We start from the raw sequence: 15,933 nt of genomic DNA on the forward strand, positions 1-15,933 counted from the left end.
AATCATGAGTTAGCTCTAGCCGATTAAAATTAAAACTTCTGATTATAACATATATCTTTTTTGCAAGAGGTCTATTATGCTAATTTCCTACAAAGTAGCACTTTCAGCCGGTTTTCCTGCCTGTGGCTCAGGCTTACTGCTTAACCACATCATCCGGGCGATGACGACAAAGACTATAAAAAAGACAGCCTATAAATGCTAGCAAAAAATAAGTGACAGATGAGAATTTTCTCAAAAATGGCTGCCAAATTGACCGTCAGAATTTTAGGGCTTTAATGCTGAGAATGCAAAAACTTGTGGCTGACTGTAAACCCAACTCAAAATTATAGGTTTTTACCCATGACAATTACACAAGGTGATGATTTGTTAACTAATATTCTACACCAACGGCGGCAAAAACTGGCCAGTTTAATTAATTTTCCGGTAATTTTATGGTCGGGGCGCAGCATTCCTCGCAATTATCCGGCACTTACTTATCCCTTTCGTGCCAGCAGTCACTTTCTATATTTTGCTGGTTTGCCCTTAGAAAATGCTGCCATTCGCTTAGAATCGGGCAAATTAGAATTGTTCTTAGATGACGCACCTGCTAGCAGCACCCTTTGGCACGGAGAAATGCCGAAAAGAGCAGAAATTGCCGCACTAATTGGCGCTGATGCTGCTTTCCCAATGGCCGAATTGAAAGCGCGATCTACAAATGCAGCAACGATCGCAATTCAGGATTCTTGGACTCAGTTGCAACAGCGTGAAATTCTCGATCGCCCTCTCGCACCGCCCAAATCGCCAACCGGAATTGACCTAGAATTAACCAAGGCAATTATATCTCTGCGCCTGAGCCACGATGCAGCCAGTTTGGCCGAATTGCGTCAAGCTGCCGCTGTCACCGTAGAAGCTCACAAAGCGGGAATGGTGGCAACCCGAAATGCTCAAATTGAAGCGGGGGTGCGCGCTGCAATGGAAAGTGTCATCATCTCCAAAAACATGACCTATGCCTATCCCAGTATCGTGACTGTGCATGGAGAAGTGCTGCACAGCGAACATTATCACAATCCCCTACAAACAGGAGATTTGCTGTTAGCAGATGTCGGCGCGGAAACATCAACGGGATGGGCGGCTGATGTGACTCGCACTTGGCCGGTTTCTGGCAAGTTTTCTCCGACTCAAAGAGCGATTTATGATGTGGTTTTGGCAGCGCACGATGCTTGTATTGATAAAATTAGTCCGGGGGTGGAATATCAAGACATTCATCTGTTAGCTGCTCGGATTATGGCGGAAGGATTAGTTGATTTAGGTATTTTGCGGGGTAATGTTGAAGATTTGGTAGACATGGATGCTCATGCGCTATTTTTTGTGCACGGTATCGGACATTTAATCGGTTTGGATGTTCACGATATGGAAGATTTAGGCGATTTGGCTGGCTATGAAGAAGGAAGAACCAGAAGCAGTCGGTTTGGGTTGGGGTTTTTGCGGTTGAATCGAGTTTTGCGTCCGGGAATGCTAGTATCGATCGAACCGGGATTTTATCAAGTTCCGGCAATCTTAAATCACCCAGAAAATCGCGCTAAATATGAAGATTTTGTGAACTGGGAGGAGTTGGAAAAATTTGCCGATGTGCGCGGAATACGCATAGAAGATGATATACTTGTCCTCGATGAGGGTAGAGAAGTATTGACAGGGAAATTGCCCACAACAGCTCCAGAGATTGAGGAGTTAGTTGCGGTAAATACGTAAGTTGAGCCGAGTTAGATCGCACATACGCAGTTCCATCAGGTGTGAAAAAAGATAAAGATGAATAAAGGTTGGCAAATAAGTCTTTCGATATTAGCTAAAAAAGTGGTCTCGCAAGTCAGAAAATTCGCTGCACTAATACTTCCACGCATTGTTCGTAAACCTAGATCCTCGCGGCCTCCGATGCAAGCTGCATCTTTGCCCAGCAACGAAGAAGACAGGCTAGAAGCACTGCACCGCTACAACATTCTCGACACAGAAGCCGAAGCAGCTTTTGACGATCTAACAGCTTTAGCATCTTATATTTGCGGCACTCCGATTGCTTTAGTTAGCTTAATAGATTCTAACAGACAGTGGTTTAAATCCAAAGTTGGTCTGGAAGCGCCAGAAACTCCGAGAGAGTTAGCTTTTTGCGCCCACGCTATTTTAAATCCCAACGAATTGCTAGTTGTACCCAATGCTCTAGATGACGATCGCTTTGTCGGCAATCCGCTAGTAACTTCCGATCCAAATATTCGGTTTTATGCTGGAGCCCCGCTAGTAACTCCTGATGGTTATCCGATCGGCACTTTGTGCGCGATAGATACAGTTCCTCGTAATCTCACCCCAGAACAGCTAGAAGCGCTGCGGACTTTAGGAAGGCAAATTATTAGTCAAATGGAGTTGCGAATTAATCTGGCTAAATTAGAGCGCGCGCAGGTGAGGCAAAAACAAGTAGAAGCAAAACTCCGCTCTACTGACGAGCAAATTGTCAATTGTTTAGAAGCAATGAGCGATGCTTTTTTTGCTTTCGATCCCCAGTGGCGATTTACTTACGTCAATTACAAAGCAGCGCAATTTTTGAATCGATCGCCGGAAGAACTTTACGGTAAAAATTTTTGGGAAGAGTTTCCCGAATTCACGAATTCGGATTTTTATAAAGAGTATCATGAAGCTGTAGCCAAACAAATTGGGGTGGCTTTTGAAAAATATTATCGTCCTTTAAAAGTGTGGTTGGAAGTGCGGGTTTTTCCTTCTCACGACGGCATTTCTGTGTTTTTTCACGACATAACTCAGCGCAGGCAGATGGAATATGCACTCAGGAAAGAACAGAAAAAAACTGAAAGTTTACTGCTAAATATTTTGCCAGAACCGATTGTCACTCGGTTGAAGCACGAACCGGGGGTAATTGCAGACAAGTTTGAAAAAGCAACAATTCTTTTTGCTGACTTGGTGAATTTCACCCAAATTTCTACTACCATGTCTGCCACTAAATTAGTGTACTTGCTGAATGAAATTTTCTCAGCTTTTGACGGACTGAGTGAGAAGCACGGCTTAGAAAAAATTAAGACGATCGGGGATGCTTACATGGTAGCAGCAGGTATTCCCATTGAACGTCCAGACCACGCAGAGGCGATCGCCGAAATGGCGCTGGATATGCTAGTAGCAATTGAGAAATTAAATGTGAAGCTAGACGCGAAATTTGACCTCCGCATCGGGATTAATAGCGGCCCGGTGGTAGCGGGGGTAATCGGCACTAAAAAATTCATTTACGATTTGTGGGGAAATGCGGTAAATACAGCCAGCCGCATGGAATCTCACGGCATAACAGGCCGCATTCAAGTCAGCCACTATACTTATGACTTACTGCAGGATAAATATGAATTTGAAGATCGTGGCGAGATCGAGATTAAAGGTAAAGGGCAAATGCAAACTTATTTGCTGACGGGTAGAAAAACAGTAAGCGATCTCAAAATTCTAGAGTAAATAAAGCTAAGAGTTGAAAGTACCTGATTGTTGAGGAAACTCTGCAGGCTGCGATCGATCGCCTCTTCGGGGCGATCGCCCGCTCGGCAGAACGGCTGCAGCAGAGCAGCCAAATAAGATTATGCTATAGACAGAGATATCGCAGCAATCCTAGGCGCGGTACTCGACGTTATAAAAATACTAAGTTGAAGTCGTCGGAGCCTTTAATAATGGTTCAATTTCATATTCAAACCGATAGCGATATTCCAGCATCCACCCAACTATTCAATCAAATCAGGTTTGCGATCGCCTCGCGACAATTTCCGCCCGGACACCGCTTGCCCAGCACCAGACAGCTAGCCATGCAGACGGGTTTGCACCGCAACACCATCAGCAAAGTATACCGCCAGCTCGAAAATACCGGACTCGTAGAAGCCCAAGCAGGATCGGGCATTTACGTCCGCGCTCAAGGCAACGAAGTTGTAGGCAACAAACTCAAATCTCCGATCCTCGAAGAATATCCCCTGGCTAACAAAATAGTACAAGGAAGTATCGATCAACTGCTGGAACAGGGCTGTACGCTCAACCAAGCGAGGGAATTATTTTTGACCGAAATTGACTGGCGGCTCAGGTGCAGCGCCCGCGTGGTCGTCACAGCCCCCACAGAAGACATCGGCGTGGGTGAACTGATGGCGAAAGAACTCGAACAAGCTCTCCGTATTCCCATACAGTTAGTGCCGATGGAACAGCTAGGTACTTTTTTGGATCAAATCTCTTCGGGAACTGTGATCACGAGTCGATATTTTATCGGAGAAGCAGAATCGATTTCGGCACCGCGTTCAGTGCGAGTTATTCCCGTAGACATCTATGACTACAGCCAGGAAATCCAGCTAGTCGGGGGTTTGCCGAAAGACAGTTATTTGGGTCTCGTTAGCCTGAGTCCGGGAATGCTACGATCGACCGAAGTCATCATCCACAGCATCCGGGGAGAGGATTTGCTGGTGATGACGGCCTTGGTTTCAGACGAGTACAAGATTAACTCGATCGTGCGATCGGCCAGAACAATTTTTTGCGACCAACCGAGTTTTGCTACAGTTAAAGCTGCCATCAATGCGGCTAGAGAAGATATTATTCGTCCCCCGCAACTGATCTGCTCCGAAAATTACATCGGATCTAAGTCGATTAATTTGCTCAAGCGCGAGTTGGGCTTGGGATGATACCATTTTCGATTTTCGATTTTCGATTTTCGATTAAAAAATTGGGAATGACTGCATAATGGTTGGGATATTCTTTAGAGTTGCATCCTTTTGGGAACTGGTATAATTCCCAATTCCTAATGGGCGTAAGCTGCCCACGGCGCACCCTAAATAATTAGGTTATTCGTCCAGGACTGAACTTGTAACTTTCAACTTCCAGTACCCGATACCGGATACCCAATTCCCAACTACCAATTACCAATTACCAATTACCAATTATCCATGACAATTGAAATCCAACCTTCAATTAATGTTAAAACGGCGATCGAAAGCCGGCGGGCCGCGCGCAGCTTCCAACCCGATCCGATTCCCCCAGCAATCTTGGCAGAGATTTTGCGATTGGGAGTGCGATCGCCCTCTGGTTACAACTTGCAGCCTTGGCGGTTTATCGTACTTCAAAACGCAGCCAGCAAAGAAAAATTAAAAACTTGCGCCTTCGATCAGCGCCAAGTGGTAGAAGCCCCAGTAGTATTAATCTGTTGTGGCGATCGGCGCGCCGGCAGCCCCGAAAACACCGAAGCCGTCATCGAATTGGGCAAAACCACAGGCGCAATGAATGACAATTTAGCAGGTTATATGCGACAAGCAATCCCGCAATTGTTCGAGAACCGTCCCTGCTTCGACTCCCTAGAAGCTTGGACAAACAGACATACAATGCTTGCAGTAGCCCACTTAATGATTGTGGCTAAAAGTTTTGGGGTAGACAGTTGTCCGATGGAAGGTTTTGTCAGCGCTAAGGTGAAAGAAGCCTTTCAAATCCCCGAAGAAGTAGATGTTTGCTGTTTGCTGCCGCTTGGTTATGCAGCCGCACCTTTCAAACAATATGGCGGGCGTTTTGACGTGACTCAAGTTTATTACAGCGAAAGTTATGGACAGGCTTTGCAAGCTGAGATTTGAGAGTTAAGATTTTGTGGCAACTTGAATTTTCCGAGTTAAGATTTGGAATGAATCGATGCCCAAGTTCAACCTAATCAAAAAACCCGACTGTTCTGCAATCTAAAATCTAAAATTCAAAATCTAAAATCGAAACTTGTGAGATAAGACAGAGGAGAAAATATGACAGCAGCAACGATCCAAAGCAACGCCCAACTTCTAGAAGTAAAATTGCAGCAACACTTGCAAGCAGCCGGATTTAAAAACTTACCGCTTTATATTAGTTGCGATTTTCGAGATGAATCTTTAACGGTTGTGGGAGAACACCCGCGCAGTTTAGTTCTCAAAGCCAAACCGACTTTTGCGGTGCTAGAAGCAGCAATTCTCGAAATAAAACCAGAATCTATTCAACAGATTGGACTTTGCCTAAAAATTACCGGGCAAAAACAGCCTTATGCTTTCCATTCTTTTACCATGCACAACCCTGTTTTGTCAAAACCAAAAACAGTGCTGTTGTTCAAAAAAACCGAGAATCCCCCTGCTGAAGAAACGGGGATAGTCTTAACAGAAAATGTGGTACAGACGGCGGATGTAGAGGAGGAGATACCGTTAGAAACAGATGAGAAAGATGCGTGGGATGAAGAATATTTCCCCAATTTTTCTGAGAGTTCCAGCAATTCCGATCCGATCGCCTTCAGCGTGCAAGCAATCCCGGCAGATATTGCAGACAATCCCTTCAATCCGCTGGATATGGAAGCGGTAACAGTTGCCCAAAAACCCAAGCAGTCACCGTTTGCGATGCTGGCTGCAGTAGGAATCATCAGTGTCGCCGCGCTAGTTTTGGCAGGCGGTTATTATATGCTGAGCCGCCCCTGCGTCATCGGAGAATGTAGTGCTTTAGCTAAGGCCAAACAGTTGAGCGAGAATTCGACGAAGACGCTGAAAACCTCAAAAGTTGCCAACAGCCCCCAAGAAGCGCAGAAACAGTTAAAACAGGCGATCGCCCTTTTGGAACCGATTCCCTCCTGGTCAATTCATCGCGGTGAAGCTCAAAGCGCCTTGGAAAGCTATCGTTCGCAAAATCAGAATTTAAACTCTGCGATCGATGCAGCGCGCCTCGCACAGTCAGCAGCCCAGAAAACCCAAAATCCGCCTTATTCTGCCGAGAAGGGGCAGGAAGCGCAAGCTCTGTGGCAAAGTGCGATCGCCGAACTCGGAGAAATCCCCGCAGACAGTCCAGTTTATCCGTTTGCTCAGAAAAAAAAGCAGGAGTACCGGAAGAATGTAGCAACTGGAAATCGGCAGTTAAGCACAGAGAAAACAGCGGAAAAAACGCTGCTCGCCGCCAAAAATACAGCCCAAATAGCAGAAGCTCGCGAAGCCGTAGCTCAGACAGCCGAGACTTGGGATCAAGTGCAATCAGGTTGGGAAGAAGCCCTCGTAATCCTATCAGAAATTCCCACGAACACGACATCTTACCAACAAGCTAAACTGTTAGTTCCCAAATACGAAACCAAACTTTCCGAAGCTCGCGAGCGCAAAAATGTCGAAGGAATTTCGGAAAATGCCTATACTCAAGCTGTGACTTTAGCAGCGGAAGCTCAAATTTTTGAGGGCAAAAACGCCTGGTTTAAAGCATCAGAATCCTGGCGAAGAGCTTTGAGTTACGCGGAGCAAGTGCCGGCGGCAACTGCCTATTCTCAGAAAGCCCAACCGCTGATCGCTTCCTACACAGCTTCATTGCAGCAAGCAGAAGTAAAGTTGCAGGAAGAAAGGAACCTGCAAAAAGCCCGCACGGATTTAGATAGAACTTGCAAAGGCAACCCCAAGATTTGCGACTATACTGTTAGCAAAGATTTGATTGCGGTGCAGATGACTCCAGGTTACGTGCAGAAACTGCAACAAACTTTCATTCAAGCAAACAACAACAATGCTGTGAAGACTCGCCAAGCTGTAGAAAACCACGTTCAAACGTTGCAAAAAGCTTTGGAGGCGATCGCCGAAAACGCCAAAATCCCGATGCAGGTGTACGATGGCGAAGGCAAGCGGATTGGGAGCCACGAACCGAAGTAGCCGGGATTTGAACATATTGTAGGGTTGGTTGACCGCGGCAATTCAATTAAGCCACCAATAGGTAAATATTTAACCGCGGCTAACCCAACAAATAGATTTTGGCAAGGGTATTGAGTTACTCCGCAATCAATCCAGCTTGAAAAACTTGTTGTGCCGTCAAATTCAACTCTGGAAAAGTTGACGACTCAATTTTATCATTTCCCCGAAACAAACTCACCTCATACTCGCCATCAACCAACTGATAAACCGATATCGTTGGTTGCTTGGGATTCCCGATAAACCTGCGGCCGCCCAAACCGAGATAATCCACAATCCAGTATTCAGGAATCCCGATTAGTTCGTATTCGCCTACTTTTTTGATGTAGTCATTTTGCCAGTTGGTACTAACTACTTCAATAACCAGCGGAATTGATGCTCCTTGAGTCACAGTAGAGAATTTTTGCCATAAAGGTTCTGATGCTAAGTTGGGGCGATTTAAGATCGGAATATCGGGCGAATAGGCTGATTCGTTTTCCGGCGGCTTAACTAATGCTTGTTTGGGGATGAAGTACGGCAGGTTTAGCCTGACAAATTCAAGAGTTAATTTCGAGGCTAAGAAACCGATAACTTCTTCATGTTTTCCCGGTGGCTGGGCTATTTCAATAATCCCTCCCTTGTGCAGTTCGTAACGTCGGTTTTCGGGTTTCCATTCCGCAAATTCTTCAAAAGTTACTGGTTGATTTGGAGTTTTAATCATGGTAAATTATCCCGATATCTTGTCCTATAAATCAATCATAATTATTGTAGGGGCGGGTTCACCGACAATCTTTAATGTCAGTCCTAGATTCCCTAAACCCGCCCCGACTAGATATTTATGTACAGATTATATGAGTTGTCAGTTATCAGTCATTTGGGCGGGGCGGGTTTATGAGATTTATCATTTTTATCGGAGATGTTGGTGAACCCGCCCCTACGATAATTCGGGTTAATTTATATTCTATCTGGTGTTCCCAATGCCCAATGCCCAATTCCCAATTACCATTTGATCAATTGTGCATCTTGATTAAAAAACTTCCGGGACAATCCCTCAGTCAACAGCAGAGTTGCGATTACAGTTGCCAGCGCTAACACAAACATAATCAAAATCTGGTAAGATGCTGCATCGAGAGGACTGACACCGCTCAGCATTTGACCTGTCATCATTCCCGGTAAAGTTACGATTCCTACCACCGTCATTGTATTTAAAAGCGGGATTAATCCAGCTTTTATCGCATCTTTGCGGTACTGCTTTACTGCTTGCTGCGGCGTCGAACCTAAACTTAAATGGGTTTCTATTTCTAACTGGCTGCTATTAACTGTACTGACAAGTCTTTCGCCCGCGATCGCCCCGGAGTTCATGGCATTGCCCAAAATCATACCCGCTAAGGGAATCAGGTATTGCGGTTCGTACCAAGGGTCAGGTTGCAAAATTAGCAAGTTTGTATAGGCAAGAGTCAAGGCCGTACTTATCAAAATTGAACCCCAAACTAAGGGCAGTAAGTTCTTGATTTTTTTGCTGATGCGGTTGCTGGCAACCATGCTAGCAGTTGTCAGCATGATTGCTAAAACTGCTAAAACCAGCCAAGGATTTTTCCCCTCCGGGTCAAATATAACTTCGAGCACGTACCCGACTAAGATTAGCTGGATCAGGGTGCGCCCCGCGGCGATCGCGATCGCCCCCTCCAATCCCAATCCCTGCCACGCCGAAAGCCCGATCGCGATCGCCACCATCCCCAAAGCCCAACCCAAATCAGTAAAATCTAGCAGAATTAACACCGGCCCACCCTTTCGATAATGTGATTGTTTGCCTGTCCAAATATAAGATATTTGAATAAAGGTTTCTGAGAAACAGTTTTGCTGCAAGAATTTGCTTTGATAATGCTTGAAATTTGTGGTGTCAAAAGTGAATAATGTTCCCCCCCTCGACTTAACCCGCCAATACGCGCTCCTTGGCGACGAAATAACCGCTGCGGTGCAAAAAGTGCTTGCCTCTGGCGGCTACGTAGGCGGCCCGGCCGTCAAGAGTTTTGAACGAGAGTTCGCCGACTACATCGGCGTTTCCGAGTGCGTTGGCTGCAACTCCGGCACCGATGCCTTGATTTTGGCCTTGCGAGCTCTCAAAATTGGCCCTGGCGATGAAGTGATTACCACTCCTTTTACCTTTTTTGCTTCGGCTGAGACAATTAGCGCCGTCGGCGCCACTCCAGTATTTGTCGATATTGACAGCGAGACTTTTAATCTGGATGTCGAGCTCCTCGAAGCGGCAATTACCGACAAAACCAAGGCAATTATGCCCGTCCACATCTTCGGCCAACCGGTAGACATGACTCGGCTGATGGAAATTGCGACTCGGCACAATTTAGCCGTAATTGAAGATTGCGCCCAGTCTGTCGGGGCCCAGTGGCAGTCTCGAAAAGTCGGCAGCATTGGCCATGTCGGCTGCTTCAGTTTTTATCCGACCAAAAACTTAGGCGCTTGCGGTGACGGTGGCGCGGTGACGACAAACGATCCAGCCCTCGCAGCTTCGATGCGAGTGCTCAAAGAACACGGACAGTCTTCTAGGTATTTCTACGAAGAAATCGGCTACAACAGCCGTTTAGATGCCCTGCAAGCGGTGATTCTCAGCATTAAATTGCGATATCTCGACAGTTGGAACGCGCAGCGACAGGAGAAAGCGGCACTTTACAGCGAATTTCTCTCCCGCGTGCCCGGAGTTGCCATCCCCAAAGAATTGCCCGAAGCAAAAGGAGTTTGGAATCAATACACGATCCGGCTGACAACTCCAGAAGACGCCCAAAATCCCTCTGGCAATTTTCGAGATTGGATGCGGGCTCAGTTGCAGGAAGCTGGCATCGGTTCGATGGTTTACTATCCGTTACCTTTGCACCTGCAACCTGTTTACAAATCTTTGGGTTATCAAGCAGGTCAGTTGTCAAAGGCTGAGCAAGTTTGTCGCGAAGTCTTGTCTTTGCCGATGTTCCCGGAACTGTCGAGGGATCAACAAGAGCGGACGATTTATGGGCTGAAAGATTGCTTGGCAAAGGCCGATCGCATCCGGTAGCTTTGGCGCGATGGCATCAGCGAGGGAAATGCAGGAGGAGAAAAGAATTGCAGGGTTGCAGTGGTGTGAGAATGTGCAGCGGTCAGTCGATTTTAGATTTTAGATTTTAGATTTTAGATTTACCCCACAGATAAATCTGGGATCTTGAACTAGGGTCTAAAATTTTTATCTCTCCACGACTTAAGTACGTAGCACGGTATCCGTTGTTGGGCTGGGTCAGGGAGAGCTGTTAAGTATTTTGACCGATCACTTGTACTTTTATGTACTATATTTAATGAAAAGAAACAAATTTAGGCTAGCAATCCGCCTCGAACGGGTGCATTTTCCGCTCGCCTAAAACTTGCAGTGCGATCGGTCAATGATGAAGAAGGAAGTTCGGCAACGGATTCGCTCGACGGATGTAACGGATTTCAGGAAGAGGGAAGAAGGAAGAGGGAAGAAGGAAGAAGGAAGAATAAAGAATAAAGAATGTTGGAACTTTCGACTTCTAATCCCCGATACCCGATGCCCGATGCCCGATGCCCGATGCCCGATGCCCGATGCCCGATGCCTGATGCCTGATGCCCGATGCCCGATGGCCGATGCCCAATTCTCAATTTAACCTGTAATTTTCAGAAGATAAGAGGAAAATAAACGAGTGCCTCAGTATCAATTCACTCAGGCTAGACGCTACGATCCACAAGCGATCGCTCAGTATTACCGCAAACGTCCTTGGAAAGCAATTTGGCGCGCAATTACCGTTATTTGGTCTTTTGCAGGCTTCGTTCTGGGGATGCTGTGGGACAGTTGGCAGCATGAAGTCGCAGCACACCAGCCGGAACGGGCCACCCACCTACGACAAATACTTACTCGCTTGGGCCCCACTTTCATTAAAGTCGGCCAAGCCCTTTCTACCAGACCGGATTTGATCCGCAAAGACTTTCTCGAAGAATTGATCAAACTTCAGGATCAATTGCCGCCGTTTGACTCGGTGCGCGCTTTCGAGATTATTGAAGCGGAACTCGATCGCAAAATTAGCGAAACCTACAGCGAAATCTCCCCCGAACCTGTCGCCGCGGCAAGTCTCGGTCAAGTCTACCGAGCTCGCCTCCTCACCGGGGAAGCAGTAGCAGTCAAGGTTCAGCGACCGAATTTGCTGCCCGTATTGAGCCTTGACCTTTACTTAATGCGCTGGGCCGCTGGATGGTTGGGCCCGTTGCTGCCGCTGAATCTCGGTCACGACCTTTGTTTGATCGTCGATGAATTCGGTATCAAATTGTTCGAGGAAATTGATTATATCAATGAAGGCCGCAACGCCGAGAAATTTGCTACAAATTTTGCCGACGACCCGACAGTAAAAGTTCCGAGCATTTACTGGCGCTATACTTCAAATTGCGTTCTGACTCTTGAATGGATTGACGGCATCAAGCTGACAGATATGGAAAGTGTTAAAGCCGCAGGTTTGGATACCGATAGTTTAATTGAAGTCGGAGTCCGCAGCGGTTTGCGGCAGTTGCTGGAACACGGATTTTTTCACGCTGACCCCCATCCGGGAAATCTGTTTGCCTTAGCGGACGGCCGCATGGCTTACATTGATTTTGGGATGATGGATCAGATGGAAGAAACAACTAAAGAAACTTTGGTTGATTCTGTCGTTCATTTGATCAACAAAGATTACTTACAATTAGCGAAGGATTTTGTCAAACTTGGCTTTTTGACTCCAGATACAGATATTATGCCGATCGTCCCGGCGTTGGAATCTGTACTGGGTGATATCGTCGGCGAAAAGGTGTCAGATTTTAACTTCAAGACGATTACAGACCAGTTTTCGGAGTTGATGTACGATTATCCTTTCCGGGTGCCGGCGAAATTTGCCTTAATTATTCGCTCTCTGGTGACAGAAGAAGGTTTGGCCCTGACGCTGAATCCGAATTTCAAGATAGTCGAGGTGGCGTATCCTTATGTAGCGCGACGTTTGTTGAACGGAGAATCTCCGGCTCTGCGGCGGCGTCTGATTGAGGTATTATTCAAAGATGGCAAATTCCAGTGGAACAGGTTAGAGGACATGATCGCGATCGCCCGATCGGATCGCAGTTTCGACTTGCTCCCCACCGCCCAACTAGGCTTGCAATTTTTGCTGTCCGAGGAAGGCTCGTTTTTGAGACGCCAGCTAATGTTAGCTTTGATTGAGGACGATCGAATCCACACCGAAGAAGTTCGCAGCCTGTGGAACTTAGTCAAGGAAGATTTGCAGCCCAGTCGCCTGTTCAACGTTGCTCTAGGCGCTTTGACGGAGTTTTCCACAGCAGGGGCAGCCGCGCTAACTCGATTTTAATTAGAAGGAAGTTCGGCAACGGATTCGCTCGACGGATGTAACGGATGTCAGGAAGAAGGAAGAGGGAAGAAGGAAGAGGGAAGAAGGAAGAAAAATAATTCTACTCTTGCCAATTCCCAATTCCCAATTCCCAATTCCCAATTCCCAATTCCCAATTCCCCATTCCCAATTCCCAATTCCCAATTCCCCATTCCCCATTTCCAATTACCCAAATTAAGGAATTATTCGTGTATTATTTTCCAGAACCTCCCTATTTTTTAATGTCGGCTGGATTACTAGCAGGTATGGCTTCCGGCGTAGCATTTGAAGCAACTCTCAAACAATCCGTACAACAATGGTCTAAAAATCGTTCTACTCGCACCTTGGCTAACCTGCCAAGGCTGCAATTGGTCATACCTTTTCTGGGAATGGCGGGCGGTATTTGTGTATTTTTAGCTTCGGGGATGGAGATTTTTGGCTTCCCCAAACTACTTTGTTATGCCCTAGCTTTGCCACTGACGGTACTCACTGGCTGGCTAGTTTGGACTCAGCTAGGTAAGCTTTTGATCGAGTTAGAACGCGGAGGTTCCCAAGCGCTGGATTTAGATTCTTTTGAACAATGAAAGTTAACTATCAACCTCTTTTTATCAGAAGGAAGGGGGTTGATAGTTATCTAGGATTATCCTATTTGATGCTTTTTGAACCGCAGAGAACGCAGAGAACGCAGAGGAAGACAAAGAAGAAGATGACAAGTTAGGCAATAATTTGTGTAAAATTTTTAAAATCTAAAATCTAAAATCTAAAATCGAATGAGTATTTTAATTGTTACAGGTGCGGCGGGATTTATTGGCTCTAACTTAGTAGAAACTCTTTTAAATCGAGGGGAGACGGTAATTGGTGTTGATGAGTTCAACGATTATTACGATCCGGATCTCAAGCGCAAGAATATTGCACGATTTGAAAAGTATCCGGGTTTTGAATTGGTGGAAGGCGATATTTTGTCTCTAAATTGGCGTGGTCTTTTATCTGATGCTAAGGTGATATTTCATCAGGCGGCGCAAGCAGGAGTTCGTGCTAGCTGGGGCGACGGTTTTCGCAGCTATACGGAACGCAATATTAACAGCACTCAAGTATTGTTAGAAGCGGCAAAAGATGCGCCAAGATTGCAAAAGTTTGTCTATGCTTCTTCTTCTTCAATTTACGGCAATGCTGAATCTTTTCCCACGAATGAAAACGCTTGTCCGCAGCCGGTTTCTCCCTACGGAATTACGAAGTTAGCCGGTGAACGTTTGTGTGGGCTTTATTACAAAAATTTTGGTCTTCCGACTACTTCCCTGCGCTATTTTACTGTTTACGGGCCGAGACAGCGCCCCGATATGGCTTTTCACAAGTTTTTTAAGTCGATTTTGTTTGATGAGGCGATTTCTATTTTCGGCGACGGATTGCAAACGCGGGATTTTACGTTTATCAGCGATTGCGTTGCGGCGAATTTAGCGGCGGCTGAGGTTCCTGAAGCTGCGGGGGAAGTTTTTAATATTGGTGGGGGAAGTCGGGTGGTTTTGAAGGAAGTTATTGATACAATACAAAGGATTGTCGATCGACCTATTCGCATAGATTTTACCGAAGCTGCGAGGGGAGACGCGCGGCACACTAGCGCAGATGTGTCTAAAGCCAAGAAAATCTTAGGTTATCAGCCGCAGGTTTCTCTAGAAGAAGGATTGAGGCGCGAATGGGAGTGGATTCAGTCTTTGTACAGTTAGATACTATTTATCCCCAAAATTCCGCAACTTAAATTGAACATTATTAAGTTTTCTCATTCCCCAACTTTTGAGATTTCTCCCCAAGCGAACCAACACATTTGGAGGCACGAGTTTTGGCTGTGTTTCCGACGAATTCAAATAGCGGTAATGCAGAAATACATCTCGGTAAGGAATCTCCACATCTTCACCAGCACACAAGCGAGTAAACTTTGCAGCCGAAATACTCATGTAATGCAAATAAGTAAGCCGCCGTCCTTTATCATATAAAACATCATCTATCACATCAAATTGAGAAGACCAATGATTTCCCGTTACCTGTTCGGGTTCAGCATATGCAAAGTTGTAAAAAGATATTTTGCTGCGGGCGACTAAATAGTTAAGTAAAGATTGGTCAGCCCCCCGCAAAGACATAATTTCCGCCTCTCCTGATGTTAATTTTTCTAAAAATTGAGAGCAATTATTTCGATTTAAAACCCCCGCTTTTGACGCAAACCAACCCGCACAAAAAGTATGAGATTGCAGTCCGTCAATATTTAAAATTTGAGGTAATTTGGGGGAGGACAAATCAAATATATAATTGAGGTCGGATTTGTATTGAAAATCGTTTGCTACCCAATCAAAATCATCAAGTTTTTGATAAATATAATCTAGAGAACCCATTAACAGAGTGTCTGCATCAAAATAGATAAATTTATCAAAAGGGCCGTCGAAACAACATAATTTTCGGTGCATTTCCAAACATTGAACTGGTTCCCAACCTTGAGATTTCCATACTTTTTGAGCTTTTGCATGAGTTTTCCAAACTTGAGTCGCAAAGTCTTCCCATAAAATGATGGAATCGGTATTTTCAAACAGGGTGACATGAGGACGAGTTGCAATTTCTACTTGCACTTTTTTCATTCTGTCATCATAGGGAATGATGCAAACAGGAATATTTTTTGCCCCGTTGACTTCGAGACTGTTCAATAAAGCGACTAAGTGGTCGAAAACAACATCGTTTGCCAGAATATAAATGCCATCAGTCATCGGATTTTAGATTTTAGATTTTAGATTTTAGATTGAAGAATTATACTCATTCAAACCTTGTTTGGCATCAAAAACACCACCAAATTTAGGAATTGTGGAACAGGCATCTTGCCTGTTCTTCCA

13 protein-coding genes are annotated in these 15,933 nt (G+C 45.6%); 9 read left to right on the forward strand and 4 right to left on the reverse strand.

All coding sequences use genetic code 11. The annotated features are described in order from the left end of the window. Positions 1 to 339 precede the first annotated feature (339 nt). The 5 genes from QT973_RS19090 (at position 340) to QT973_RS19110 (ending at position 7,652) form a co-directional block, all read left to right on the forward strand. Positions 340 to 1,728, forward strand: coding sequence for an aminopeptidase P family protein (locus QT973_RS19090; RefSeq protein ID WP_333374803.1), 1,389 nt, complete (start codon positions 340 to 342; stop codon positions 1,726 to 1,728). Positions 1,729 to 1,908: 180 nt separating this feature from the next. Beyond that, a complete protein-coding gene (locus tag QT973_RS19095; RefSeq protein ID WP_333391969.1) occupies positions 1,909 to 3,471 on the forward strand; it encodes an adenylate/guanylate cyclase domain-containing protein in 1,563 nt (520 codons plus the stop codon). Positions 3,472 to 3,680: 209 nt separating this feature from the next. Beyond that, the gene (locus QT973_RS19100) at positions 3,681 to 4,667 is read left to right on the forward strand and encodes a GntR family transcriptional regulator (protein WP_333053807.1); all 987 of its coding nucleotides are present in this window, start codon (positions 3,681 to 3,683) and stop codon (positions 4,665 to 4,667) included. Between the two features lie 261 nt (positions 4,668 to 4,928). Beyond that, positions 4,929 to 5,603 (forward strand): nitroreductase family protein, encoded by a 675-nt coding sequence (locus QT973_RS19105; protein ID WP_333053808.1) that lies wholly within the window; start codon positions 4,929 to 4,931, stop codon positions 5,601 to 5,603. 159 nt (positions 5,604 to 5,762) lie between these two features. Then, positions 5,763 to 7,652 carry a hypothetical protein gene (locus QT973_RS19110; RefSeq protein WP_333210334.1) on the forward strand — a complete coding sequence of 630 codons (1,890 nt, stop codon included), beginning with the start codon at positions 5,763 to 5,765 and terminating at the stop codon, positions 7,650 to 7,652. A gap of 115 nt (positions 7,653 to 7,767) precedes the next feature. Here QT973_RS19110 and QT973_RS19115 read toward each other — a convergent pair whose 3' ends face one another. Continuing rightward, positions 7,768 to 8,388 (reverse strand): Uma2 family endonuclease, encoded by a 621-nt coding sequence (locus QT973_RS19115; RefSeq protein ID WP_333210332.1) that lies wholly within the window; start codon positions 8,386 to 8,388, stop codon positions 7,768 to 7,770. A 278-nt stretch (positions 8,389 to 8,666) separates the two neighbouring features. Continuing rightward, on the reverse strand, positions 8,667 to 9,446 hold the full coding sequence (locus QT973_RS19120) for an ABC transporter permease (RefSeq protein ID WP_333391971.1): 780 nt from the start codon (positions 9,444 to 9,446) through the stop codon (positions 8,667 to 8,669). A gap of 127 nt (positions 9,447 to 9,573) precedes the next feature. Between QT973_RS19120 and QT973_RS19125 the strand changes: the two genes are divergently transcribed. Further along, positions 9,574 to 10,731 carry a DegT/DnrJ/EryC1/StrS family aminotransferase gene (locus QT973_RS19125; RefSeq protein ID WP_333053812.1) on the forward strand — a complete coding sequence of 386 codons (1,158 nt, stop codon included), beginning with the start codon at positions 9,574 to 9,576 and terminating at the stop codon, positions 10,729 to 10,731. 637 nt (positions 10,732 to 11,368) lie between these two features. Then, a complete protein-coding gene (locus tag QT973_RS19130) occupies positions 11,369 to 13,045 on the forward strand; it encodes an AarF/ABC1/UbiB kinase family protein (protein WP_333210330.1) in 1,677 nt (558 codons plus the stop codon). Positions 13,046 to 13,092: 47 nt separating this feature from the next. Here QT973_RS19130 and QT973_RS19135 read toward each other — a convergent pair whose 3' ends face one another. Continuing rightward, positions 13,093 to 13,236 (reverse strand): hypothetical protein, encoded by a 144-nt coding sequence (locus QT973_RS19135; RefSeq protein WP_333210328.1) that lies wholly within the window; start codon positions 13,234 to 13,236, stop codon positions 13,093 to 13,095. A gap of 36 nt (positions 13,237 to 13,272) precedes the next feature. Between QT973_RS19135 and QT973_RS19140 the strand changes: the two genes are divergently transcribed. Together QT973_RS19140 and QT973_RS19145 are read left to right on the forward strand one after the other, a co-directional pair. After that, entirely contained in the window at positions 13,273 to 13,647 is a 375-nt protein-coding gene (locus QT973_RS19140) for a hypothetical protein (RefSeq protein ID WP_333047934.1), read from the forward strand. Positions 13,648 to 13,833: 186 nt separating this feature from the next. Beyond that, positions 13,834 to 14,784, forward strand: a complete 951-nt coding sequence (locus QT973_RS19145; protein WP_333053814.1) for an NAD-dependent epimerase/dehydratase family protein — start codon at positions 13,834 to 13,836, stop codon at positions 14,782 to 14,784. A 3-nt stretch (positions 14,785 to 14,787) separates the two neighbouring features. Here QT973_RS19145 and QT973_RS19150 read toward each other — a convergent pair whose 3' ends face one another. Further along, positions 14,788 to 15,810 (reverse strand): Npun_R2821/Npun_R2822 family protein, encoded by a 1,023-nt coding sequence (locus tag QT973_RS19150; protein WP_333053815.1) that lies wholly within the window; start codon positions 15,808 to 15,810, stop codon positions 14,788 to 14,790. Between the last annotated feature and the right edge of the window lie 123 nt (positions 15,811 to 15,933).

The organism is Microcoleus sp. Z1_A1 (assembly GCF_036700305.1).
In the GTDB taxonomy this organism is placed as follows: domain Bacteria; phylum Cyanobacteriota; class Cyanobacteriia; order Cyanobacteriales; family Microcoleaceae; genus Microcoleus.

Bases quoted from the DNA above. Each gene is read 5' to 3' on its own strand.
- QT973_RS19090 (WP_333374803.1), top strand. From the start codon at position 340: ATGACAATTACACAAGGTGATGATTTGTTAACTAATATTCTACACCAA.
- QT973_RS19095 (WP_333391969.1), top strand. From the start codon at position 1,909: ATGCAAGCTGCATCTTTGCCCAGCAACGAAGAAGACAGGCTAGAAGCA.
- QT973_RS19100 (WP_333053807.1), top strand. From the start codon at position 3,681: ATGGTTCAATTTCATATTCAAACCGATAGCGATATTCCAGCATCCACC.
- QT973_RS19105 (WP_333053808.1), top strand. From the start codon at position 4,929: ATGACAATTGAAATCCAACCTTCAATTAATGTTAAAACGGCGATCGAA.
- QT973_RS19110 (WP_333210334.1), top strand. From the start codon at position 5,763: ATGACAGCAGCAACGATCCAAAGCAACGCCCAACTTCTAGAAGTAAAA.
- QT973_RS19115 (WP_333210332.1), bottom strand. From the start codon at position 8,388: ATGATTAAAACTCCAAATCAACCAGTAACTTTTGAAGAATTTGCGGAA.
- QT973_RS19135 (WP_333210328.1), bottom strand. From the start codon at position 13,236: ATGGGGAATTGGGAATTGGGAATTGGGAATGGGGAATTGGGAATTGGG.
- QT973_RS19145 (WP_333053814.1), top strand. From the start codon at position 13,834: ATGAGTATTTTAATTGTTACAGGTGCGGCGGGATTTATTGGCTCTAAC.
- QT973_RS19150 (WP_333053815.1), bottom strand. From the start codon at position 15,810: ATGACTGATGGCATTTATATTCTGGCAAACGATGTTGTTTTCGACCAC.